Raw genomic sequence first — 18,691 nt, 5'->3', positions numbered from 1 at the left:
AAGGCTAGAGGCGCTTGTCGGCGCGGCGGGAGAGCCAGGAGCCGCCCAGCTGCACGGCCTGGACCAGCAGGACCATCAGCACAATGGCAGTGAGCATCAGCCCGGTCTCGTAGCGGTAGTAGCCGTAGCGGATGGCAAAGTCGCCGATTCCCCCGCCGCCCACCAGGCCGGCCATGGCGGAGTAGGAGATGAAGCTGACCGTCATGATGGTCACCGAGCTGATCAGGGCCGGACGGGCTTCAACCAGCAGCACGTCCCGCACAATCTGCCCGCGGGTGGCGCCCATGGAGCGGGCCGCTTCCACTACCCCGCCGCCGAGCGCGGTGATGTTCTGCTCCACGAACCGGGCAAAGTACGGGATGGCGTTGATGGTCAGCGGCACGATCACGGCTGCGGTGCCGATGGTTGTTCCCACCACGAAGCGGGTGAACGGGATGATCGCGATCAGCAGGATCAGGAACGGAAAGGAACGCACCAGATTCACCAGTGAGTCCAGGACCCGGTGCAGCCGCGGTTTGTGCCCCAGCCCGTCCGGCCCAAGGGAGTAGAGCAGCACACCCAGCGGGGTGCCGATCAGCACCGCCAGCGGGATCGCGACCAGCAGCATGGTGCCGGTCTGGCCCAGTGCGGCGAGCAGTTCCGGCCAGACTTCGGCAATTCGCTCAAGCAACGCGGGCTCCTTCCCGGCCGGCAGCCCGGTCCAGGGTGATTTCGTCGGAGATCAGGTACCGGCCGATTGCGGTGGCCGGCGTGAACCCGGGCCGGGCCAGCTCCGCGAGCGCGAACTGTTCCACCACCCGGCCTTCCTCCATCACGGCCACGTTGTCCGCAATCGCCTTGATGACGTTCATTTCATGGGTCACCACCACGATCGTGATGCCGAACCGTGCGTTGACGTCGCTGAGGTACTGCAGCACGGAGGCGGTGGTCCGCGGGTCGACGGCGGAGGTCGGTTCGTCGCAGAGCAGCACCTTGGGCCGCGTGGCCAGGGCACGGGCGATTGCAACTCGCTGCTTCTGTCCGCCGGAGAGCTTGGCCGGATAGGTCCCCGCCTTCTCCGAGAGGTCGACGACGGCGAGCGCCTCCAGTGCGCGGGCGCGGCGTTCGGCGGCGTTCTTCACTCCGGCGAACTTGAGCGAGAGCTCCACGTTCTGCGCCGCGGTCCGGTTGTTCAGCAGGTTGAAGTGCTGGAAGATCATGCCGATCTCATGCCGGGCTGCCCGAAGCTCGGCATCACCCAGACTGGTGAGGTCCGTTCCATCCACGAGCACGCGGCCGGACGTTGGGCGTTCCAGCAGGTTGATGTTGCGCAGCAGGGTGGATTTACCGGCACCGGAGAACCCGATAATGCCCTGGATGCTTCCCTTGGGGATCGACAGGGTGACGTTGTCCACTGCCGTGAAGGCCGATTCACCGCCCCCAAAGACGGTTGAGACGTTTTCGATCCGGATCATGCTGTCCTCCTGCGGTCTGAGCCCGGGAAGAGGTGCACGCCTCCGCAGGCTCACGCAGCCGTGCGGAAGGCACGGGGCAGCGGACCGCAAAGAGCAGGTGCTTCTCCATCGGTCCTGGCGGTAGCACCCTTCTTCGGCGGGTATGCCCGCGGAAGAAGGGTTGCTGCGGCGTCACGGAGCCAGGTCTCTCAGCCGCTCTGGATGGTTACGGGACTATCTAAACCGCCCAGGCACCGGCGGGGCCAGAAGATTTCCCCGTGCGGCCGAATGCGTCGGTACGTGACTCCGACCGGCGTCACACTCCGTTTTGTTACGTCCGCCGGGGCGCCGTCTTCCATCTCACGCGGCACCCGTGCAGACGTATGGGCGTGCTGCGGCGCGGGAGCACCGATTCTCCCGCCGATCCGCGAGGATGGGAACGTGAGATCTACGGAACGCCCCGCCCTTTCTTCTTCGCTCGGGGCGGCCGAATTCCGCCGCTGGTACTGGCTGAAGGAAGAGCTGCAGGCGTTCGCGCGCACGCAGGAAATATCCGCTGCCGGTTCAAAGGAGCAGCTGGCCGAACGCATCGCCGCATTCCTGGCGGGCACACCGCTTCCCGCGCCGGTAGCTCCAGCCCGCAGCTCCCGGCAGCGGCTCGTACCGCCGCTGACCATCCACACCGTGATTCCGGCGGGACATCCGTGCAGCCAGGTGCTGCGGGAGTTCTTCGTCAACGCCCTGGGTCCCGGATTCCGCTTCGATGCGCCGATGCGGGAGTTCTTCGCCGCCAATGACGGCACCGCAACGCTGGCGGCCGCCTTGGACCACTGGCACGCCACCCGGGATGCCGCCCCGCGGCCGATCAGCCCGCAGTTCGAACTCAACCGCTTCTCCAGGGACTGGCATGCAGCACATCCCGGCGGCAGCCGCGATCAGATGATTCAGGCCTGGAAAGCGTACCGGGCGCTGCCCGTGGACCAGCGGATCCAGGACAGCGTCTGATGTTCCGTCGCTAGAGTCCAAACCTTCCGGCCTCGATGACCGGGCAGGTGTTCATGACGACGTCGAGCCCTGCGTTTGCGGCGCGCTTCACGGCGTCTTCATCGACCACGCCCAGCTGCAGCCACACGGCCTTGGCGCCGATTGCAATGGCCTGGTCCACGATGTTTCCCACCTTGGCCGAATTCACGAAGCAATCCACAACGTCCACCTGGCCGGGGATGTCCGCCAGCTTGCTGTAGCCCTGCTGGCCGTGGACGGCCTGCCCGGAAAGGTTCACGGGGATGATCTCCATGCCCAGGGAATCCCGGACAAACCGTGAAACACCGACGGCGGGACGGGCCGGATTGTTCGAAAGGCCCACTACCGCCCAGCGGCCCTTGGCCGTGAGCAGCCGGGTAATGACCTCGGGATCGTTGAGGTGCACCATGCGGTCTCTCCTTTGAGTCTCTGCAGGGCTCCCACCCTACGCTCAGGGTACAAACGCGGCAGACTGCGGACCTATTCCAGGAAAGCGTCGACGGCGGCGGCCAGGGTCTGGTCATCCAGCCCGTGCCAGCTGCCCTCCAGCAGCTGGAATGACCCGTCGGGCAGCAGCTCGGCAGTCTCACGCGCCCATTCGCGCAGCCGGTCATCACTTCCGGAACTCGCCAGCACCAGCACCGGCACGCGGATTCCGGTCAGGGACCGCACGTCGGTTTCCAGCAGCAGGGTCAGGTCATAGGAGATGGTGTGAGCCGCCGGCTCAAACGGAGCCGGGTCCGAGGCCTCGATGATCTCCGCCGGCACTCCGATGGACTCCTGGAACAGCCGAACGGCTCCTGCCCGGTCACCTGCCGCAACCAGCTCATCCAGCTCAGGGCGGATGTCCGGATCTTCGTCAGTGTCCCCGGTGAGCGGAGGTTCCACGGCGATGACGCTGGAGATGACCGCGGACTCCGAGGCAGCCCGGAGCGCGAGGACGGCGCCGGAGGAGGTTCCCAGCAGATCGGCCGTGCCGCCGGCGGTTTCCACCACGGCCAGCAGGTCGTCCACCTCGGATTCCGGGGTGTACTCCTCCCCGTCCCCGCTCTCGCCCTTGCCTCGGCGGTCATACGTGTAGACGGTGTGGCCTGCGGCCAGCAGTTCGGCAACACCTGCCATCCCCGAGGTGGTCCGGTCCATCATGACGGGATCCACCACCACCAGCGGAGGCCCTTCCCCCCGGCGCTGCCACGCAATGGGCGTTCCGTCGGCGGAAAGCACACGTCCTGAAGCTTCGGCTGATGGATCCATGGGGTTCTCCTTACCTGGAGGCTGGGGGTCCCTCAACGGTAGGAGCGCGCTCCTACCCGGTCAATGCCCCGCGGTCGCTCGAGCCGCTCCGGCTGCGGCCCGGTGAAGCCATGGTTCTTCCTTGTCTGCGCCAACGCCGCGGCCAGTCCGGCAGCGGCCACGAGCGTCAGGACGCCTGCCGCACCCAGCAGGCTGCCCTCACCGAGCCAACCGGCTATGGGGTAGGTGATGAGGAAGCAGGCGTGCGACAGTGCAAACTGCGCCGTGTAGACCAGGTTTCGGTTGGCCGGCGTCGAGGATTCTGCCAGCAGCCGGGATGAGGGCGTGTTGACAAGCGAGGTTCCCATACCCAGCACGGCCCAGGCGGCCAGCAGCGCCGGCCACCCCGCGGGACCCGCCGCGAGCATTCCGGTCACGAAGACGGCTGCTGCAAGTCCCGCCACAATCACCGCCGAGCCCGCAAGCATCGTCCGGATGACGCCGAAACGGTCCACCAGCCACGGAACGCTGAGGGCCGCAGCCAGCGAGCCGACGCCGTAACAGCCGAGGGCCAGCGCGAGCGCGGCGTCATCCAGCCTGAACACTGCGCGCGCATAGACGACGGAATTCACCAGGACGATCGCCGTTCCGGCTGCCACGACCATGTTGGCCAGCATCAGGAACCGCAGCGCCGGCGTGCGGGCGAAGACCCTTATTCCAGTCGGAAGCCGGGTCCAGAAGCCGTCCCCTGAGGCCTTAGCGGCGGGCAGCCTGCACGCCAGGACGAGCACCGCGGAACAGAGGAACCCGAACGCGGTTCCGAGGAAAAGGTTGTTGTACGCAAGCACCGTCAGAAAGACTGCGGCAAGCGCCGGGCTCAGCAGCGATTCCAGGTCATAGGCAAGCCGGGACAGTGACAGTGCGCGGGTGTAGTCCCGCGAATCCGGCAGCACGCCCGGAATCAGTGACTGGAAAGCAGGCGTGAAGGTTGCCGATGCTGACTGCAGTATGAACACCAGGCCGTAGATCTGCCATATCTCGGTCACCCACGGAAGACCCAGTGCCACCGCGAACCTCACCGCATCGGCACCAACCAACACGGCCTTTTTCGGCAAGCGGTCCACCAGGGCAGCGATCACCGGAGCCACACCCACGTACGCCAGCATCTTGATCGTAAGAGCGGTGCCGAGCACTGCTCCGGCTGAGTCGCCCGCCAGGTCGAAGGCAAGAAGGCCCAGGGCAACGGTCAGCAAGCCCGTTCCGAGCAGGGCCAACACCTGGGCTAAGAACAGTGCCCGGTAGGTGGGATTGCGCAGAACGCGGATCATGAGTGGTGCCCGGGTTTCTCTTCCACGGCATGCTCGGCCTGCCGGATGGCTTCGACAACCAGCCGCATCGCATGCTCGTCCGTGAGGCGGTAGAACGCCCGGTTCCCGTCCTGCCGGACACGGACCAGCTTGCCCCACCTAAGCTTCGCCAGGTGCTGGGAGACAGCGGCCGGGCTGCGCTCCACGATTTCGGCCAGGTTGTTCACCGAGAGTTCGCCTTCACGCAGGGCCAGCACAATCCGAATGCGTGTCGCGTCCGCGAGCAGGCGGAAGACCTCAACGGCCACGTCAATGTAGGCGTTCGCGGGAGTGAGGTCATCAGCATTAGTATCTGCGTGCATACGCAGATACTAACAAACACCTTTCCTGGAGGCACCCTCCGGGGAAGCCCAGTCCTAGCCGGCGACGGCAGGAGCCAGGCGGAACTTCGCCCCGCGATGGTCTTCGGGCAGCTTATCCCCCGCTCCGAAGAGCTTCTGCCGCAGGGTTCCCGGCGCATATTCAGTGGGGTACGCGCCGCGCTTCTGCAGCTCCGGCACCACGAACTCGACGACGTCCTCGAACGTCCCGGGAGTGACGGCGTAGGCAAGGTTGAATCCGTCGACGTCGGTCTCCTCCACCCAGCGGATCAGTTCCTCGGCGACCTCCGCGCCGGAGCCTACAAGCCGCGGTCCCAGACCGCCGATTCCGGCGGACTCGGCTATGTCGCGCACCGTCCAGGGCTCGCCGTCGTCCTTCACCTTCTGGAAATTCGCCGCAGCGGACTGGATGGCGTTGGACTTCACGGCGCCCAGCGGTTCGTCCAGGTTGTAGGTGGAGAGGTCAACGCCCATCCAGCCGGAGAGCAGCGCCAGCGAACCTTCGTGGCTGGCGTAGCGCTGGTAGTCCTGGTGCTTGGCCTCGGCTTCCTCGGAGGTTTCCGCCGTGATGATGGTGAGCAGGGTGTAGATCCTAATGGAGTGCCGGTCGCGTCCTGCGGCCTCAGCGGCGTCGCGGATCTTCGTGACGGTCGCCTTCAGCTTTTCCGCAGTGGGGGCGCCCACGAACACTGCTTCGGCGTTTTCCGCGGCGAAGGCGATGCCCCGGGGCGACGCGCCGGCCTGGTAGATCACCGGCGTGCGCTGCGGGGAGGGCTCAGAGATGTGGATGCCGGGGACCTTGAAGTACTTGCCTTCATGGTTGATGTCGTGGACCTTGGCCGGGTCGGTGAACACGCCGGTTTCCTTGTCGCGGACAACGGCATCGTCTTCCCACGAGCCTTCGAGCAGCTTGTAGACCACTTCGAGGTACTCATCTGCGTGGTTGTAGCGCTCGTCATGTTCCAGCTGGTCTTCCTGGCCCATATTGCGTGCGGCGGAAGGCAGGTAGCCGGTCACCACGTTCCAGCCGACCCGGCCCTCGGTGAGGTGGTCCAGCGTGGAAAGCCGGCGGGCGAACGGGTACGGGTGCTCGTAGGCAGTGCCCGCGGTGACACCGAAGCCGAGGTTCTTGGTGACCAGCGCCATGGCGGAGACCAGCAGCAGCGGATCGTTGACCGGAACCTGGGTGCCCTGCCGCAGGGTTGCCTCATTGGAGGAACCGTAGACGTCGTAGGTGCCCAGCACGTCGGCAATGAAGATGCCGTCGAACAGTCCGCGTTCGCAGGTCTGGGCAAGATGGGTCCAGTAACTGAGCTTGGTGTAGTCGGCGGAGCGGTCTTCCGGGTGGCGCCACAGTCCGGGCGACTGGTGGCCCACGCAGTTCATGTCGAAGGCGTTGAAGCGAATGTGGCGGGCGGGCGTGGTGTCCATGAGGGTCCCTTACGCAAAGGACGCACCGCTGAAGGGAGCGCCGTACTTGCCGCCGGCGGTCTTGCCGGTCGACCGGATCGTCATCTGGGGCACCCCGCTACGGGAGAGGGTTGCCGCCCAACCAGCCAGAGCTTCGCGTTGGGACTCATGATCCTGCGGGTCCAGTATGCGCCGGAGCACCGGGGTGCCCGCAACCCCCATCTGTCACGCGGCGTAACGGCCGGGGCCCGAACCGAAATGTTACGCCGGGACTTGCCGGACACGGACTCTTGGGCGTTTAGTTGAGCCTTGACCATCCCGAGCGGCTGAGAGACCTGGATCAGTGAAGCCGCAGCAACCCTGGTCGGAGTGCTTCCTCCTTGAGGCACTGCGATAGCGAGGTGGACGTCGCAGGAGGCCGCTAACCCGGCCCAGGACGTTTTCCGTAGGGTGCTACTGCCAGGACCGATGGAGTGTTCACATGACTGCTGTACTTTCCTCTGGCTCCCATGCCGTGTCCGCTGCTGCGCGGACTGCACCCGATACTGCCCTGTCCGTGACGTTCGACGGCGTTGGCCGCAGCTTCGGTTCCGGCGCAGACGCCCACGTGGTGCTCCGCGACATCAACTTTGAAGTCCGCCCGGGGGAAGTCCTGGCGATCCTCGGGTCCAGCGGGTGCGGCAAGTCCACGCTGCTGCGCGCCACCGCAGGGCTCGACGCCGCTTCCACCGGCCAGGTGCTGATCGACGGAACCGCCGTGCGCGGCATCGACGACCGCTGCGCCGTCGCCTTCCAGGAACCCCGGCTGCTGCCCTGGCAGACCCTGCAGGCCAATGTCGCGATCGGCCTGCCGAAGGGCACGAGTGCCAGCGACGGCAAGGCCAAGGTCTCGGAGCTGCTCAAACTCGTGGAACTGGACCGCTTCGCCAAGCACCAGCCCCGCGCCGTTTCCGGCGGTATGGCCCAGCGCGCTTCGCTGGCCCGCGCTCTGGCCCGCAAGCCCGGCGTCCTGCTGCTGGATGAGCCGTTCGGCGCCCTCGATGCCCTGACCCGCTTGAAGATGCAGGACCTGCTGCTGGACGTGCACCGCGCAGCCCCGGCCACCGTCCTGCTCGTCACCCACGACGTCGACGAGGCGCTCCAGCTCGCGGACCGGATCATTGTGCTGGGCCGTGAACCCGGCAAGCCCGGCGCCACCATCACACAGACCATCACCGTCCCCGGTGCCCGTCCGCGGGACCGTGCCTCGGCCGAGCTGGCCCGAATGCGCGGCGAGCTACTGGCGAGCCTCGGCGTCGACCGCCACTAGTCCTCCCCAACCCAGGCAACACCGGGCCGGATCCGCGGACGCTCTGTGCCCGCAGCCCCCTTCTTCTTCCCTGCGTCACCCATTTCAAAGGAATCCCCATGAACAGCCGTTCCCGTTTCTCCCGCCGTCCCTTCGCCGCCCTTGCCGGGGCAGCCGCCGCCCTCACGCTGGCCCTGACCGGCTGCGTTGCGGGTGAAGATTCCACCGGCGCAGCCGCCAACGACGCCGCGGACGGCGGCACATTGAACATCGACTTCGCCACGTACAACCCGCTCAGCCTGGTCATCAAGGACCAGGGCTGGCTCGAAGCGACCCTCGAAGATCAGGGTGTGGAGGTCAACTGGGTGCAGTCCGCCGGGTCGAACAAGGCCAACGAGGCGCTGCGGGCCGGAGCGATCGACGTCGGCTCCACCGCCGGTTCGGCCGCGCTCCTGGCCCGCTCCAACGGTTCGCCGATCAAGACCATCAGCATCTACTCCCAGCCGGAATGGGCCGGACTCCTGGTTTCCCCCGGCTCGGACATCACCTCCGTAGAGGACCTGGCCGGCAAGTCAGTCGCCGCCACCAAGGGCACGGATCCGTACTTCTTCCTGGTCCAGGCTCTCGAAGAGGCCGGGCTGAGCACCTCAGATGTCACGGTTGAAAACCTGCAGCACGCCGACGGCCGCACCGCCCTTGAAAACGGTGCGGTGGACGCCTGGTCCGGCCTGGACCCGATCATGGCAGGCGCAGAGCACGCCGGTGCAGAGTTCCTCTACCGCAACCTGGACTTCAACACCTACGGCTTCCTGAACGCCACGGAGTCCTTCCTTGAGGAGAAGCCGGAACTGGCCCAGACCGTGGTGAACGTCTATGAAAAGGCCCGTGCCTGGGCTGCCGAGAACCCCGAGGAGACCGCGCAGATCCTCGCCGACGTCGCCGGTCTGGACCTGGAGGTGGCCCGCACCGTCATTCTGGAACGCAGCAACCTCGACGTCGACGCCGCCCCGGGCGATGCGCAGCGAAAGGTCCTGGAAAAGGTGGGGCCCGTATTCGTCGAAACCGGCGACGTCGCCAACCAGAAGGCCATCGACGACGCCGTTGCCTCCCTCCTAGATGATTCCTTCGTACAGAAGGCCGATCCGGAAGCCGTGAAGGAATCCTAATGAGCAATTCGTACCTGACCGGCAGCTCGGCGGTTCCCGGCGGCATCCAGGGTCCCCCCGCCGCGCCGTCCCGGAATACCGCAGCTGCCGGACTGCTCTCCAAGAGCTGGGCCCGCGTGGCGCTGGGCCTGGTGGTACCTTTCCTGCTGCTGGGACTGTGGCAGCTCGTCTCCGTCCTCGGGGTCTTCAGCGCGGTGCAGCTTCCGTCCCCCGGCGCCGTGCTGACCTCGGCTGCGGACCTGATTGAACGCGGCGAACTCGGCACGCACATTGCCATCTCCACGCAGCGCGTGCTGACAGGTTTTGCGCTAGGCGCTGCGCTGGGACTGGTTCTCGGTGCCCTGCTGGGGCTGTCCCGGCTGGCGGACGTCCTGCTGGGTCCGCTGTTCGGAGCCGTCCGCGCAGTACCGTCCCTGGCCCTGGTGCCGCTGCTGATCCTGTGGATGGGCATCGGCGAGGACTCCAAGGTCACCCTGATCACCATCGGCGCTTTCTTCCCGGTCTTCACCACCGTGTCCCTGGCCTTGAGGCACGTCGACAAGAACCTCGTTGAAGCAGCCCGGGCCTTCGGCCTGAACGGCATCAAGCTGCTCACCACGGTGCAGCTGCCCGCCGTCGTCCCGGCTGTTTTCTCCGGCCTGCGGCTGGCACTGGCACAGTCCTGGCTGTTCCTGGTGGCTGCAGAACTGATCGCATCCTCCATGGGACTGGGCTTCCTGCTCACGGATTCGCAGAACAACGGCCGCACTGACCGGATGTTCCTGGCGATCGTGCTGCTGGCAGTTATTGGCAAGACGACGGATGCCCTACTGGGCGTCGCTGAAAAGTGGGCAGTGAAGAAATGGGCGTAGGCACAGCAACGGAAACCGCAGCCGAACCGGAGTTCGCCACCGAGGCGGAGCGGATCGCGTTCTGGGAGGACGCTGCCCGCCGCCTGCAGTGGGATCAGCCGTGGCACACCGCGCACACCTTCCGTCCGCCGCAGCGGGTCAGCGGCCCGGACGTCCCGGAGGCCGACGCCGAGTACTCGGTCCCGGAGATCGAGTGGTTCGCCGGCGGAAAGCTCAACGTCGCCGTGAACTGCGTGGACCGCCATGTGGCGGCCGGCCGCGGGGACAAGGTGGCGCTGCACGCCGAAGGCGAGCCCGGCGACCGCCGAACCTACACGTACGCCGGCCTGCAGAAGGAAGTCTCCAAGGCAGCCAACGCACTGCTGGCCCTGGGCATCGAAAAAGGCGACCGGGTGGTCATCTACCTGCCCGTCATCGCCGAAACGATCATCATCACCCTGGCCTGCGCCCGCATCGGGGCCATCCATTCCCTGGTGTTTGGCGGCTTCTCGGCTGAGGCCCTGAAGTTCCGGGTGGAAGACACCCGAGCGAAGCTTCTGGTCACCACCGACGGCCAGTTCCGCCGCGGGGCAGCTGTACCAGTGAAGGAAAATGCGGACGAGGCAGTGTCCGGCGACAACGCGATCGAGCACGTGCTTGTTATTCAGCGCACCGGCTGCGACCTTGCCTGGACCGAGGGCCGTGACCTTTGGTGGCACGAGACCGTGGACGCCGCTTCCGACGTTCACGAAGCCGAGGCGTTCGACGCCGAGACGCCGCTGTTCATCATGTACACCTCCGGCACCACGGGAAAGCCCAAGGGCCTGGTGCACACCATGGGCGGCTACCTCACCCAGGCGTCCTGGAGCTACGAGTATCTCTTCGCCAACCCGGACGAAGCCGCCCGCGAGGCAGACGTGCACTGGTGCACCGCGGACCTGGCCTGGGTCACCGCGCACACCTATGAGATCTACGGCCCGCTCTCCAACGGCGTCACCCAGGTGATCTTCGAGGGCACCCCGAACACCCCGCACCCCGGCCGGCACTTCGAGATCATCGAGCGGTACAAGGTCACCAGCTACTACACCGCCCCCACCCTGGTCCGGTCCCTCATGGGCTGGTTCCCGGACGGCGTCCCGGACACCTGGGATCTCTCCTCCATCCGGCTGCTCGGGACCGTCGGCGAAGCCGTGAATCCTGAGGCTTGGCGCTGGATGCGGGAGAACATCGGCCGCGGTGAGGTTCCCGTGATCGACACCTGGTGGCAGTCCGAAACCGGCGCCACCATCCTTTCCCCGCGCCAGACCGACACAGCGTTCAAGCCCGGCTGCGCTTCCCGCGCACTGCCGGGCGTCTCCACCCGGATCGTCGACGAACACGGCGCCAACGTCCCGCCGAACGTGCAGGGTTTCATTGTGGTGGACCGGATCGGCCCGTCCATGGCGCGCACCTGCTGGGGCGACCCGCAGCGCTACCTCTCCTCCTACTGGCGGCAGTACGCGCAGCAGGGCTGGTTCCTGGCCGGCGACGGCGCCCGGTATGACGACGACGGAGACACCTGGATCCTGGGACGAGTGGACGATGTGCTGAACGTTTCCGGCCACCGGCTCTCCACCATCGAGATCGAATCTGCCCTGGTCTCCCACCCCTGGGTGGTTGAAGCCGGGGTTTGCCCGGTGGCCGACCCAAAGACCGGCCACGCCATCGCCGCGTTTGTGGTCCTGACCGACGCTGCGTCGAAGGACGCGGAGACGGTCACGGTAGAACTGCGCGCCCACGTGGCAAAGGAAATCGGGCCGATCGCCAAGCCCGCCGCCGTCGTCGTGGTTCCGGATGTTCCCAAGACCCGCTCGGGGAAGATCATGCGCCGGCTGCTGACCCAGCTCTTCGAAGGCACCACGCTCGGGGATACCACCAGCCTGCAGAATGAACCCTGCATTCCGGCGATCGATGCCGCCTGCCGGGCGCGGCGTGCGCGGAGCGCGGCCTAATGAACCCTGGCCAGCGTCACCCGATCCAGCTCCACCGCTCCGCCCATGGCGCGGTGCAGGCGCAGGAACTCCACGGGCGAGACCTCAAGGAACGAGGTGTCATTCTTCTCCGGGAGCAGTTCGGGATGCCCGCCGTCCATCATTTCGGTGAACATCCGCTCCGCGGCAAGGCGGGTCATCGGTTCGGTGGGGGTGATCTTGTGGTTCGCGGACGCAAGTTTGTACCCGGTTTCAACCACGATCACGTACTCGTCCATGCCCGCTCCCAGGATTGCCTCTGCGCAACTGTCCTCAACATTGTTGGTATCCAGCACCCAATAAAGCAACCATTGGCGAACCGCTTACCCGCGGTTCCCCCAAGGAAGGAGCACTCAGTCCATGAGTGACCGCCAGTTCGGATTCCGTACCCGCGCCCTGCACGCCGGCGGAACGCCCGACGCCATCCACGGTGCCCGTGCCGTTCCCATCTACCAGTCGACGTCGTTCGTTTTCAAGGACACCGCCGACGCCGCGAACCTGTTTTCGCTGCAGAAGTACGGCAACATCTACTCCCGGATCGGCAACCCCACAGTCGCCGCGTTCGAGGAGCGCATCGCCTCACTGGAGGGCGGCATCGGTGCGGTAGCGACGGCGTCGGGCATGTCCGCGGAGTTCGTCACCTTCGCGGCAATCTGCTCAGCCGGGGACCACATTGTGGCCGCTTCCCAGCTCTACGGCGGGACGGTCACGCAGCTGGATGTCACGCTGCGCCGCTTCGGCATCGAGACCACTTTTGTGCCGGGCACGGATCCGGCGGACTACGCCGCCGCAATCCAGGAAAACACCAAGGCCGTTTACGCGGAGGTCGTAGCGAACCCGAGCGGTGAAGTCACGGACATCGAGGGCCTGGCGAAGGTAGCGCACGACGCCGGTGTGCCGCTGATTCTCGACGCCACCCTGAGCACGCCTTACCTGGTGCAGCCGTTCAAGCACGGCGCGGATATTGTGATCCACTCCGCCACCAAGTTCATCGGCGGGCACGGCACCACGCTGGGCGGCGTCGTCGTTGAATCCGGCACGTTCAACTGGGGCAACGGCAAATTCCCGGCCATGACCGAACCGGTGCCCTCCTACGGGAACATCTCCTGGTGGGGGAACTTCGGCGAGTACGGTTTCCTGACCAAGCTGCGCTCCGAGCAGCTGCGCGACATTGGGCCCACACTCTCTGCCCAGTCCGCGTTCCAGCTGCTGCAGGGTGTTGAAACCCTCGCCCAGCGGGTGGACGAGCACCTGCGCAATGCCCAGGCCGTGGCCGAATGGCTGGAAGCGGATGAGCGCGTGGCCTGGGTGTCCTACGCCGGCCTCGAGTCCCACCCCCACCACGAACGAGCCAAAAAGTACCTGCCCAAGGGCCCGGGTTCCGTCTTCAGCTTCGGCGTCAAGGGCGGCCGTTCTGCCGGACAGACATTCATCGAATCGCTGCAGCTTGCCTCACATCTGGCCAACGTGGGCGACTCCCGCACCCTGGTGATCCACCCGGCGTCGACCACCCACCAGCAGCTCTCCCCCGAACAGCTGGCTGCCGGCGGCGTGCCGGAGGACCTGGTCCGTATTTCCGTGGGCCTGGAGGACCTGGAGGATATTCTCTGGGACCTGGATCAGGCACTGACCGCTGCTGCAGCAGGTGCGGCACCCGCCGCCGCCGAACCCGCTGCGGCCTGCAGCATTCCGCTTGAAACCGAGGAGTCAGCCAATGTCTGAGAACCGCACCTGGGCGGGGCCCAGCGCCCCCGAACGGCTGGCCCTGCTGCGGTCGGCAAAATCGATCGCGATTGTGGGTGCCTCGGACAAGCCTTCGCGGGCCTCCTACTTCGTGGCGACCTACCTGCTCTCCTCCTCGCCGTACAAGGTGTACTTCGTGAACCCTGTGGCGAAGGAGATCCTGGGCCAGCCGGTGTACGCCTCGCTGGCGGACCTGCCGGAAACCCCGGACATCGTGGACGTGTTCCGGCGGCACGATGACCTGCCGACTGTTCTGGAGGAAGCGAAGGCCGTGGGCGCCAAGACGCTCTGGCTGCAGCTGGGCTCCTGGCATGAGGACGTGGCCCGTGACGCTGAGGCGGCCGGCATGAACGTGGTGATGGACCGCTGCGTCAAGATTGAGCACGCCCGGTTCCACGGCGGACTGAACCTGGCAGGGTTCAACACCGGAGTGATTTCCTCCAAGCGGCAGCTCACCGCTTAGCCCGCACCTCCCGCCGAGAGGCCAGTTCCTGCTGATTCACGCTCCAGCAGGAACTGGCCTCTCGTTGTGTCTGGGGGTGTACTGGAACGGGTTAGTCAGAGCCGTGGCCGCGGCCGCCAGGCTGCCCCGAACCGCCGCGGTTGCCGTCCTTGCCGGCATCCTGCCCGCCACGGTCGTCCTTGCGGTCCCGGTTTCCGCCTTGGCCACGGTCCTTGTTTTCGGCAGCCTGGCCCGGCCAGTCCTGGGTTTTCTGCCACCCGTAAGTCTTCTCGCTGTGCTGGTCGTCTTTCCGGCCCGGATTGTTATCCGAATCCCGGCCGTTGTTCCAGCTCTGGCCTGGGTTCCCACTCTGGCCTGGCCCCTGGTGCTGCCATTTCCCGGGAGTATCGGGATCCTGCTCCAGGCCGGTCTGCATCTCCCCCTGGACAGGCTGGTCTCCTGCCGGGTCCGGCGTTTCATCAGCCGGTGGCGCATCCGGTTCGACCGGGACGGCGGACGGCACAGCGGCCGGGTCCGGTGCAGCTGGATTCTGAGCCTCGGGACTTGGCGACGGCGCGGGGACCTGCTCATAGTCGAACGGCGCGGGGACCTCGGGTGAATCTTCGGCCGTGACCCACAGGCCGCCGCTGGTGGCCGCAACGCCGGTTGTGCCGGCTGCCATGGCAGCGATGATGGCTCCGCCAAGCAGGTATCCGCGGCGGCGGGACGGCCTGCGCAGCGGCGTCACGCCTGCAGTAAAGAAGGCCTCGAGCTGCGGGCTGGCGGCCGGAACAGCTGTGTGTCCTTCCGCGCGGAGGCCCATAAGGGCTTCACCGAGCTCCGGAGTCTCAGGGACACCTGACTCCGCCAAGAGGCGCCGGACCGCTTCCCGGTCACTGGGGTTGCTGGACGTGCTGTTCATGTTTATCCGCTGCCTCCGTCCCTGCCATCCGTTCCTTGAGCGCCAGGAGCGCCCGCCTTTGAAGCTGTTTGACGGAGTTGACCGTCTTCCCCATGGTTGCTGCGGTCTCTTCGAGCGAGAGGTCGGCAACTACCCGCAGCAGCAGGACTTCGCGCTGGGGCTCACTGAGCCCGTCCAGCAGTTCTGCCGCCGCCAGCGGAGAGTGCACAACAGCGTCCTCTGCAGATTCCGTGGTCCGCTGATCCAGCTGCGGATCGTACGGGGCAGTTGCCGGCTGGCGCTCACGGCGGCGGTAGTCGTCCACCATCCGCGCGTGCGCCACGGAAAAAACGAAGGTACGCAGACCTGCGGGACCGCCGGAGACCGTGGAAATCCTGGAGAAAACCGCCAGAAATACATCCTGTGTCAGAGCCTCGGGGTCTTCACAACCCTTGGACTTCAGGTAGCCAAGAACTGAGGGGGCCAGAGACTCGTAGACAGCCCGCAATGCCGCGGGGGTGTTGGCACGCGCTTCAGAGACGATTGTCTCTGTAAGCGGATCAGCCAAGGCGGGGTCCTTCGGTCTGGGTCGTTGGGGCGAACCAAATCGTACCCCGCCCAAGCTGATCCTGCAGGAGATGGCCGCGCCGGTACTCGTTGGGGGGATGAGCACCGACGCGGCCATTCAAAGTGGTAATCGTGCCGGGTACGCAAAAGGTTACGCACCTGCCAAAGTTTTTTCCGCAGCGCCCCCCGCGGTGAACGCATCCTCCGCCCATCACGCAGCGGCGGCAGCAGGAGCACGGCGCCTGATGTGGAAGACTTGATTGGGTCCGTCCTTCAAGCGGCGGGCACAGCGCGGACGGCCCGAGGCGAATACTCCTGCCAGCCCGTACCGAACCAGCAACACCGCGGCCATCCGGCCCGGTCCAGGAAGACAATGCCGAGCACTACACCCCACCACACTGATTTGAAGCGCGGCCTCACCCTGCGGCACATCCGGTTCATCGCACTGGGTTCCGCCATTGGAACCGGACTGTTCTACGGCTCCTCGGAAACCATCCAGGCTGCCGGACCTGCAGTGCTGATCGCCTACATTATTGCCGGGTGCGCCGTGTTCCTGGTCATGCGGGCCTTGGGCGAAATGGCCGTCCGGCACCCGGTTGCAGGCTCTTTTGCCCAGTACGCCGGACGTTACCTGGGACCGCGGATGGGGTTCCTCACCGGCTGGACCTTCGCCTTCGAGATGATCATCGTTGCCATTGCGGACATGACAGCGGTCAGCATGTACATGGGGCTGTGGTTTCCGGACACACCCGGGTGGATCTGGATGATCGCGGCAATGCTGCTGATCGGGGGTCTCAATCTTCTGCGCGTGGGCGTCTTCGGCGAACTGGAGTTCTGGTTCACCCTCATTAAGGTATCCACCATTGTGGCGATGATTGCCGGCGGTCTCTACCTGATCGTCTTCGGCGTCAGCACCGGCGGATACCAGCCGGGGGTCAACAACCTGGTGGACCACGGCGGCTTCGCGCCCTTCGGTGTCTGGGGCATTGTGATGAGCCTCGGCATCGTCGTCTTTTCCTTCGGCGGCGTTGAAACGCTGGGTGTAACTGCAGGAGAAGCAGGCGACCCGCAGCGCGCAATCCCCAAGGCCGTGAACACTGTTCCGGTCAGGATCCTGCTTTTCTACGTTCTCTCACTGGGCGTCATGCTCTGCCTTCTGCCGTGGGACCGGATAGGTTCCGAGGGCAGCCCGTTTGTTCAGGTTTTCGCAGGACTGGGCATTCCGTTCGCTGAGCACCTGATTAACGCCGTGGTGCTCACGGCGGCACTCTCCGCCATGAACTCGATCTTCTACGCGGCCTCACGGACCATGTACGGGCTGGCCGAACAGGGACATGCGCCGCAGGCATTCACCTGGGTCTCGCGTTTTGGGATCCCGGTGTGGCCGGTGGCAATCATCATGGCCTGCCTCATCGCGGGCCTGGGTCTGTTCCTGTGGATTCCTGAGCAGCTGTTCCTGGTTGTCGCCTCCATCGCCACCTTCGCGACCCTCTTCACCTGGTCGTCGATCCTGCTCAGCCACCACCGGATGCGGCTGCAGATGCGGCGGGAGGCTACGCCGTCGGCCGGTTTTGCCTTCCCGGGCTGGCCGGTACTGAACTACATCACGCTGGGTTTCATGGCGCTGGTCACCGTCATCCTGGCGTTTACCGGTCCCGGACGCACGGCGTTGGCTGTGGGAGCGGTCTGGCTGCTGCTGATGCTTGCGGCCTACCAGTTCCTGGTCAAGGACGAGGGCCGGAAGCCGATCGAGCTGCCGGAGCCTGCGCGCGAAGCCTGACACCGGGGCGGGAGCCGATCGAGCTGCCGGAGCCTGGCCTCGTGGCGCAAACCTAGCTGCGTTCCGGATCGATGCATTCCGCCCAACCCGGTTTTCCTCCGTTTTGAGACATCCCTGCCGCAATGGGACAGGCTGCGGAGTGTTTTCCCTGCGGTTTGAGACATCCCTGCCAGTTGGGGACTTTCCTGCGCGGCTCCGCGGCAGGAAAGTCCCAAGGCGTACGGTTTGTCCCAAAACGGAGCGAAACGGCCGGGGGCGACCCTGAACAGGCTCCCGCGCCCGGCTGCTTAGCGGCCCCGGCGGGCGCCTGCGGCCAGCCGTCCCAGTCTGCGGGTAAGGCTCCGGCCGCATCCCGAAACTAGCTGGTCTCGACGACGACCTCGCCGGGCGCAAAGCGCCGGTTGGCCAGCACCGGAAGATACTCCCGGACCTCTTCGATCCGGTTCCTGTTCACGTCCGCAGTGGCAACCGCTTCCGGGTCATCACCAAGGAAGACCTGCGGAACACCCATCGGATCCAGGATGGCGGAGTGGCCGATCGTGTGGCCGCTCGAAGTTCCCGCGGCTGCCACCCAGACGGTGTTTTCGATGGCGCGGGCCTTGAGCAGGGTCTCCCAGTGGTCGATCTTGTGCTCGCCCTTGAACCAAGCGGCGGGAACCGCAAGCAGATCCGCTTCCTGCACAGCCAGGGCACGGGCGAGTTCGGGGAACCGCAGGTCGTAGCAGGTCATGAGGCCCACCCGCAGGCCGCCGAGCTCCACGACCTGGATTCCGCGGTCCCCTGCCTTGATCCGGGTGGATTCGGAGTAGCTGAAGGCGTCGTAAAGGTGCAGCTTCCGGTAAGTCGCTGCGATCCGCCCGCCGGCTTCGATCGCCACGAGTGTGTTGTAGGGCCGTTCCTCCCCCGAGGATTCGTACCCGCCGGCAACGACGGCGATGCCCAGCTCCGCGGCGGTCAGGGACAGCCGCTGCACAAAGGTGCTCCAGCCGGCATCGACCGCTGCGGTCAGCGGGCCTTCGACCTTGCCGATGCTGAACATCGACTCTTCCGGGAAGACAATCAGTTCCGATCCCTCGGCCCTGGCCTTTTCCGCCAGCGAGCGCATCACTGCAAGGTTCGCTTCGACGTCGCCGCTGGGGCTGAACTGACCTACGCTGACCAACATTTGGGGAACCGCCT

General features: G+C 65.9%; 19 protein-coding genes and 2 riboswitches. Of the genes, 8 read left to right on the top strand and 11 right to left on the bottom strand.

Translation table 11 applies throughout. The features are described 5' to 3' along the window. Positions 1–4: 4 nt before the first annotated feature. A complete protein-coding gene (locus AO716_RS09265) occupies positions 5–670 on the bottom strand; it encodes a methionine ABC transporter permease (protein WP_055240613.1) in 666 nt (221 codons plus the stop codon). Then, on the bottom strand, positions 663–1,454 hold the full coding sequence (locus AO716_RS09260) for a methionine ABC transporter ATP-binding protein (RefSeq protein WP_055240612.1): 792 nt from the start codon (positions 1,452–1,454) through the stop codon (positions 663–665). Before AO716_RS09260 ends, AO716_RS09265 begins: the two co-directional genes overlap by 8 nt. A 102-nt stretch (positions 1,455–1,556) precedes the next feature. Further along, positions 1,557–1,662, bottom strand: a riboswitch (SAM riboswitch). Between the two features lie 212 nt (positions 1,663–1,874). On the opposite strand from AO716_RS09260, the gene AO716_RS09255 reads away from it, so the two are divergent. After that, a complete protein-coding gene (locus AO716_RS09255; RefSeq protein WP_055240611.1) occupies positions 1,875–2,438 on the top strand; it encodes an SAP domain-containing protein in 564 nt (187 codons plus the stop codon). A gap of 10 nt (positions 2,439–2,448) precedes the next feature. Here the strand turns inward: AO716_RS09255 and AO716_RS09250 are convergent, their stop codons facing one another. The 5 genes from AO716_RS09250 to AO716_RS09230 form a co-directional block, all read right to left on the bottom strand. Then, a complete protein-coding gene (locus AO716_RS09250) occupies positions 2,449–2,865 on the bottom strand; it encodes a CoA-binding protein (RefSeq protein WP_055240610.1) in 417 nt (138 codons plus the stop codon). Positions 2,866–2,936: 71 nt separating this feature from the next. After that, positions 2,937–3,710, bottom strand: coding sequence for an alpha/beta fold hydrolase (locus AO716_RS09245; protein WP_055240609.1), 774 nt, complete (start codon positions 3,708–3,710; stop codon positions 2,937–2,939). Positions 3,711–3,742: 32 nt separating this feature from the next. Continuing rightward, the gene (locus AO716_RS09240) at positions 3,743–5,017 is read right to left on the bottom strand and encodes an MFS transporter (RefSeq protein ID WP_082413454.1); all 1,275 of its coding nucleotides are present in this window, start codon (positions 5,015–5,017) and stop codon (positions 3,743–3,745) included. Beyond that, the gene (locus AO716_RS09235) at positions 5,014–5,358 is read right to left on the bottom strand and encodes an ArsR/SmtB family transcription factor (protein WP_055240608.1); all 345 of its coding nucleotides are present in this window, start codon (positions 5,356–5,358) and stop codon (positions 5,014–5,016) included. The genes AO716_RS09240 and AO716_RS09235 overlap by 4 nt, the downstream gene beginning before the upstream one ends. Before the next feature lie 54 nt (positions 5,359–5,412). Continuing rightward, on the bottom strand, positions 5,413–6,807 hold the full coding sequence (locus AO716_RS09230) for an LLM class flavin-dependent oxidoreductase (RefSeq protein WP_055240607.1): 1,395 nt from the start codon (positions 6,805–6,807) through the stop codon (positions 5,413–5,415). A 37-nt stretch (positions 6,808–6,844) separates the two neighbouring features. Further along, positions 6,845–6,960: riboswitch (SAM riboswitch) on the bottom strand. A 307-nt stretch (positions 6,961–7,267) separates the two neighbouring features. Here AO716_RS09230 and AO716_RS09225 point away from each other — a divergent pair. From AO716_RS09225 to acs, 4 genes are all read left to right on the top strand, one after another. Further along, a complete protein-coding gene (locus tag AO716_RS09225) occupies positions 7,268–8,095 on the top strand; it encodes an ABC transporter ATP-binding protein (RefSeq protein WP_055240606.1) in 828 nt (275 codons plus the stop codon). A gap of 98 nt (positions 8,096–8,193) precedes the next feature. After that, positions 8,194–9,240, top strand: coding sequence for an aliphatic sulfonate ABC transporter substrate-binding protein (locus AO716_RS09220; protein ID WP_055240605.1), 1,047 nt, complete (start codon positions 8,194–8,196; stop codon positions 9,238–9,240). Next, on the top strand, positions 9,240–10,091 hold the full coding sequence (locus AO716_RS09215; RefSeq protein ID WP_082413453.1) for an ABC transporter permease: 852 nt from the start codon (positions 9,240–9,242) through the stop codon (positions 10,089–10,091). The genes AO716_RS09220 and AO716_RS09215 overlap by 1 nt, the downstream gene beginning before the upstream one ends. Next, on the top strand, positions 10,082–12,061 hold the full coding sequence (gene acs / locus AO716_RS09210) for an acetate--CoA ligase (protein ID WP_055240604.1): 1,980 nt from the start codon (positions 10,082–10,084) through the stop codon (positions 12,059–12,061). Before AO716_RS09215 ends, acs begins: the two co-directional genes overlap by 10 nt. Here acs and AO716_RS09205 read toward each other — a convergent pair. Continuing rightward, the gene (locus tag AO716_RS09205; RefSeq protein ID WP_055240603.1) at positions 12,058–12,375 is read right to left on the bottom strand and encodes a hypothetical protein; all 318 of its coding nucleotides are present in this window, start codon (positions 12,373–12,375) and stop codon (positions 12,058–12,060) included. The genes acs and AO716_RS09205 overlap by 4 nt on opposite strands. A gap of 64 nt (positions 12,376–12,439) precedes the next feature. Between AO716_RS09205 and AO716_RS09200 the strand changes: the two genes are divergently transcribed. Continuing rightward, on the top strand, positions 12,440–13,801 hold the full coding sequence (locus AO716_RS09200) for an O-acetylhomoserine aminocarboxypropyltransferase/cysteine synthase family protein (protein ID WP_055240602.1): 1,362 nt from the start codon (positions 12,440–12,442) through the stop codon (positions 13,799–13,801). Further along, positions 13,794–14,285 carry a CoA-binding protein gene (locus AO716_RS09195; protein ID WP_055240601.1) on the top strand — a complete coding sequence of 164 codons (492 nt, stop codon included), beginning with the start codon at positions 13,794–13,796 and terminating at the stop codon, positions 14,283–14,285. The genes AO716_RS09200 and AO716_RS09195 overlap by 8 nt, the downstream gene beginning before the upstream one ends. Before the next feature lie 91 nt (positions 14,286–14,376). Here the strand turns inward: AO716_RS09195 and AO716_RS09190 are convergent, their stop codons facing one another. Together AO716_RS09190 and AO716_RS09185 are read right to left on the bottom strand one after the other, a co-directional pair. Then, positions 14,377–15,186 carry a hypothetical protein gene (locus tag AO716_RS09190; RefSeq protein WP_055240600.1) on the bottom strand — a complete coding sequence of 270 codons (810 nt, stop codon included), beginning with the start codon at positions 15,184–15,186 and terminating at the stop codon, positions 14,377–14,379. Continuing rightward, complete coding sequence (locus AO716_RS09185) at positions 15,158–15,733, bottom strand: RNA polymerase sigma factor (RefSeq protein WP_055240599.1); 576 nt, start codon at positions 15,731–15,733, stop codon at positions 15,158–15,160. The genes AO716_RS09190 and AO716_RS09185 overlap by 29 nt, the downstream gene beginning before the upstream one ends. Before the next feature lie 372 nt (positions 15,734–16,105). On the opposite strand from AO716_RS09185, the gene AO716_RS09180 reads away from it, so the two are divergent. Beyond that, positions 16,106–17,512: an amino acid permease gene (locus AO716_RS09180; RefSeq protein WP_055240598.1), complete on the top strand. Its 1,407-nt coding sequence runs from the start codon at positions 16,106–16,108 to the stop codon at positions 17,510–17,512. A gap of 358 nt (positions 17,513–17,870) precedes the next feature. Here AO716_RS09180 and AO716_RS09175 read toward each other — a convergent pair whose 3' ends face one another. Further along, positions 17,871–18,677, bottom strand: a complete 807-nt coding sequence (locus tag AO716_RS09175) for a carbon-nitrogen hydrolase family protein (protein WP_055240597.1) — start codon at positions 18,675–18,677, stop codon at positions 17,871–17,873. Between the last annotated feature and the right edge of the window lie 14 nt (positions 18,678–18,691).

The sequence above is a fragment of the Arthrobacter sp. Edens01 genome (assembly GCF_001307035.1).
Lineage (GTDB): Bacteria > Actinomycetota > Actinomycetes > Actinomycetales > Micrococcaceae > Arthrobacter_B.
This window is presented reverse-complemented; position numbering and strand designations above follow the sequence as displayed.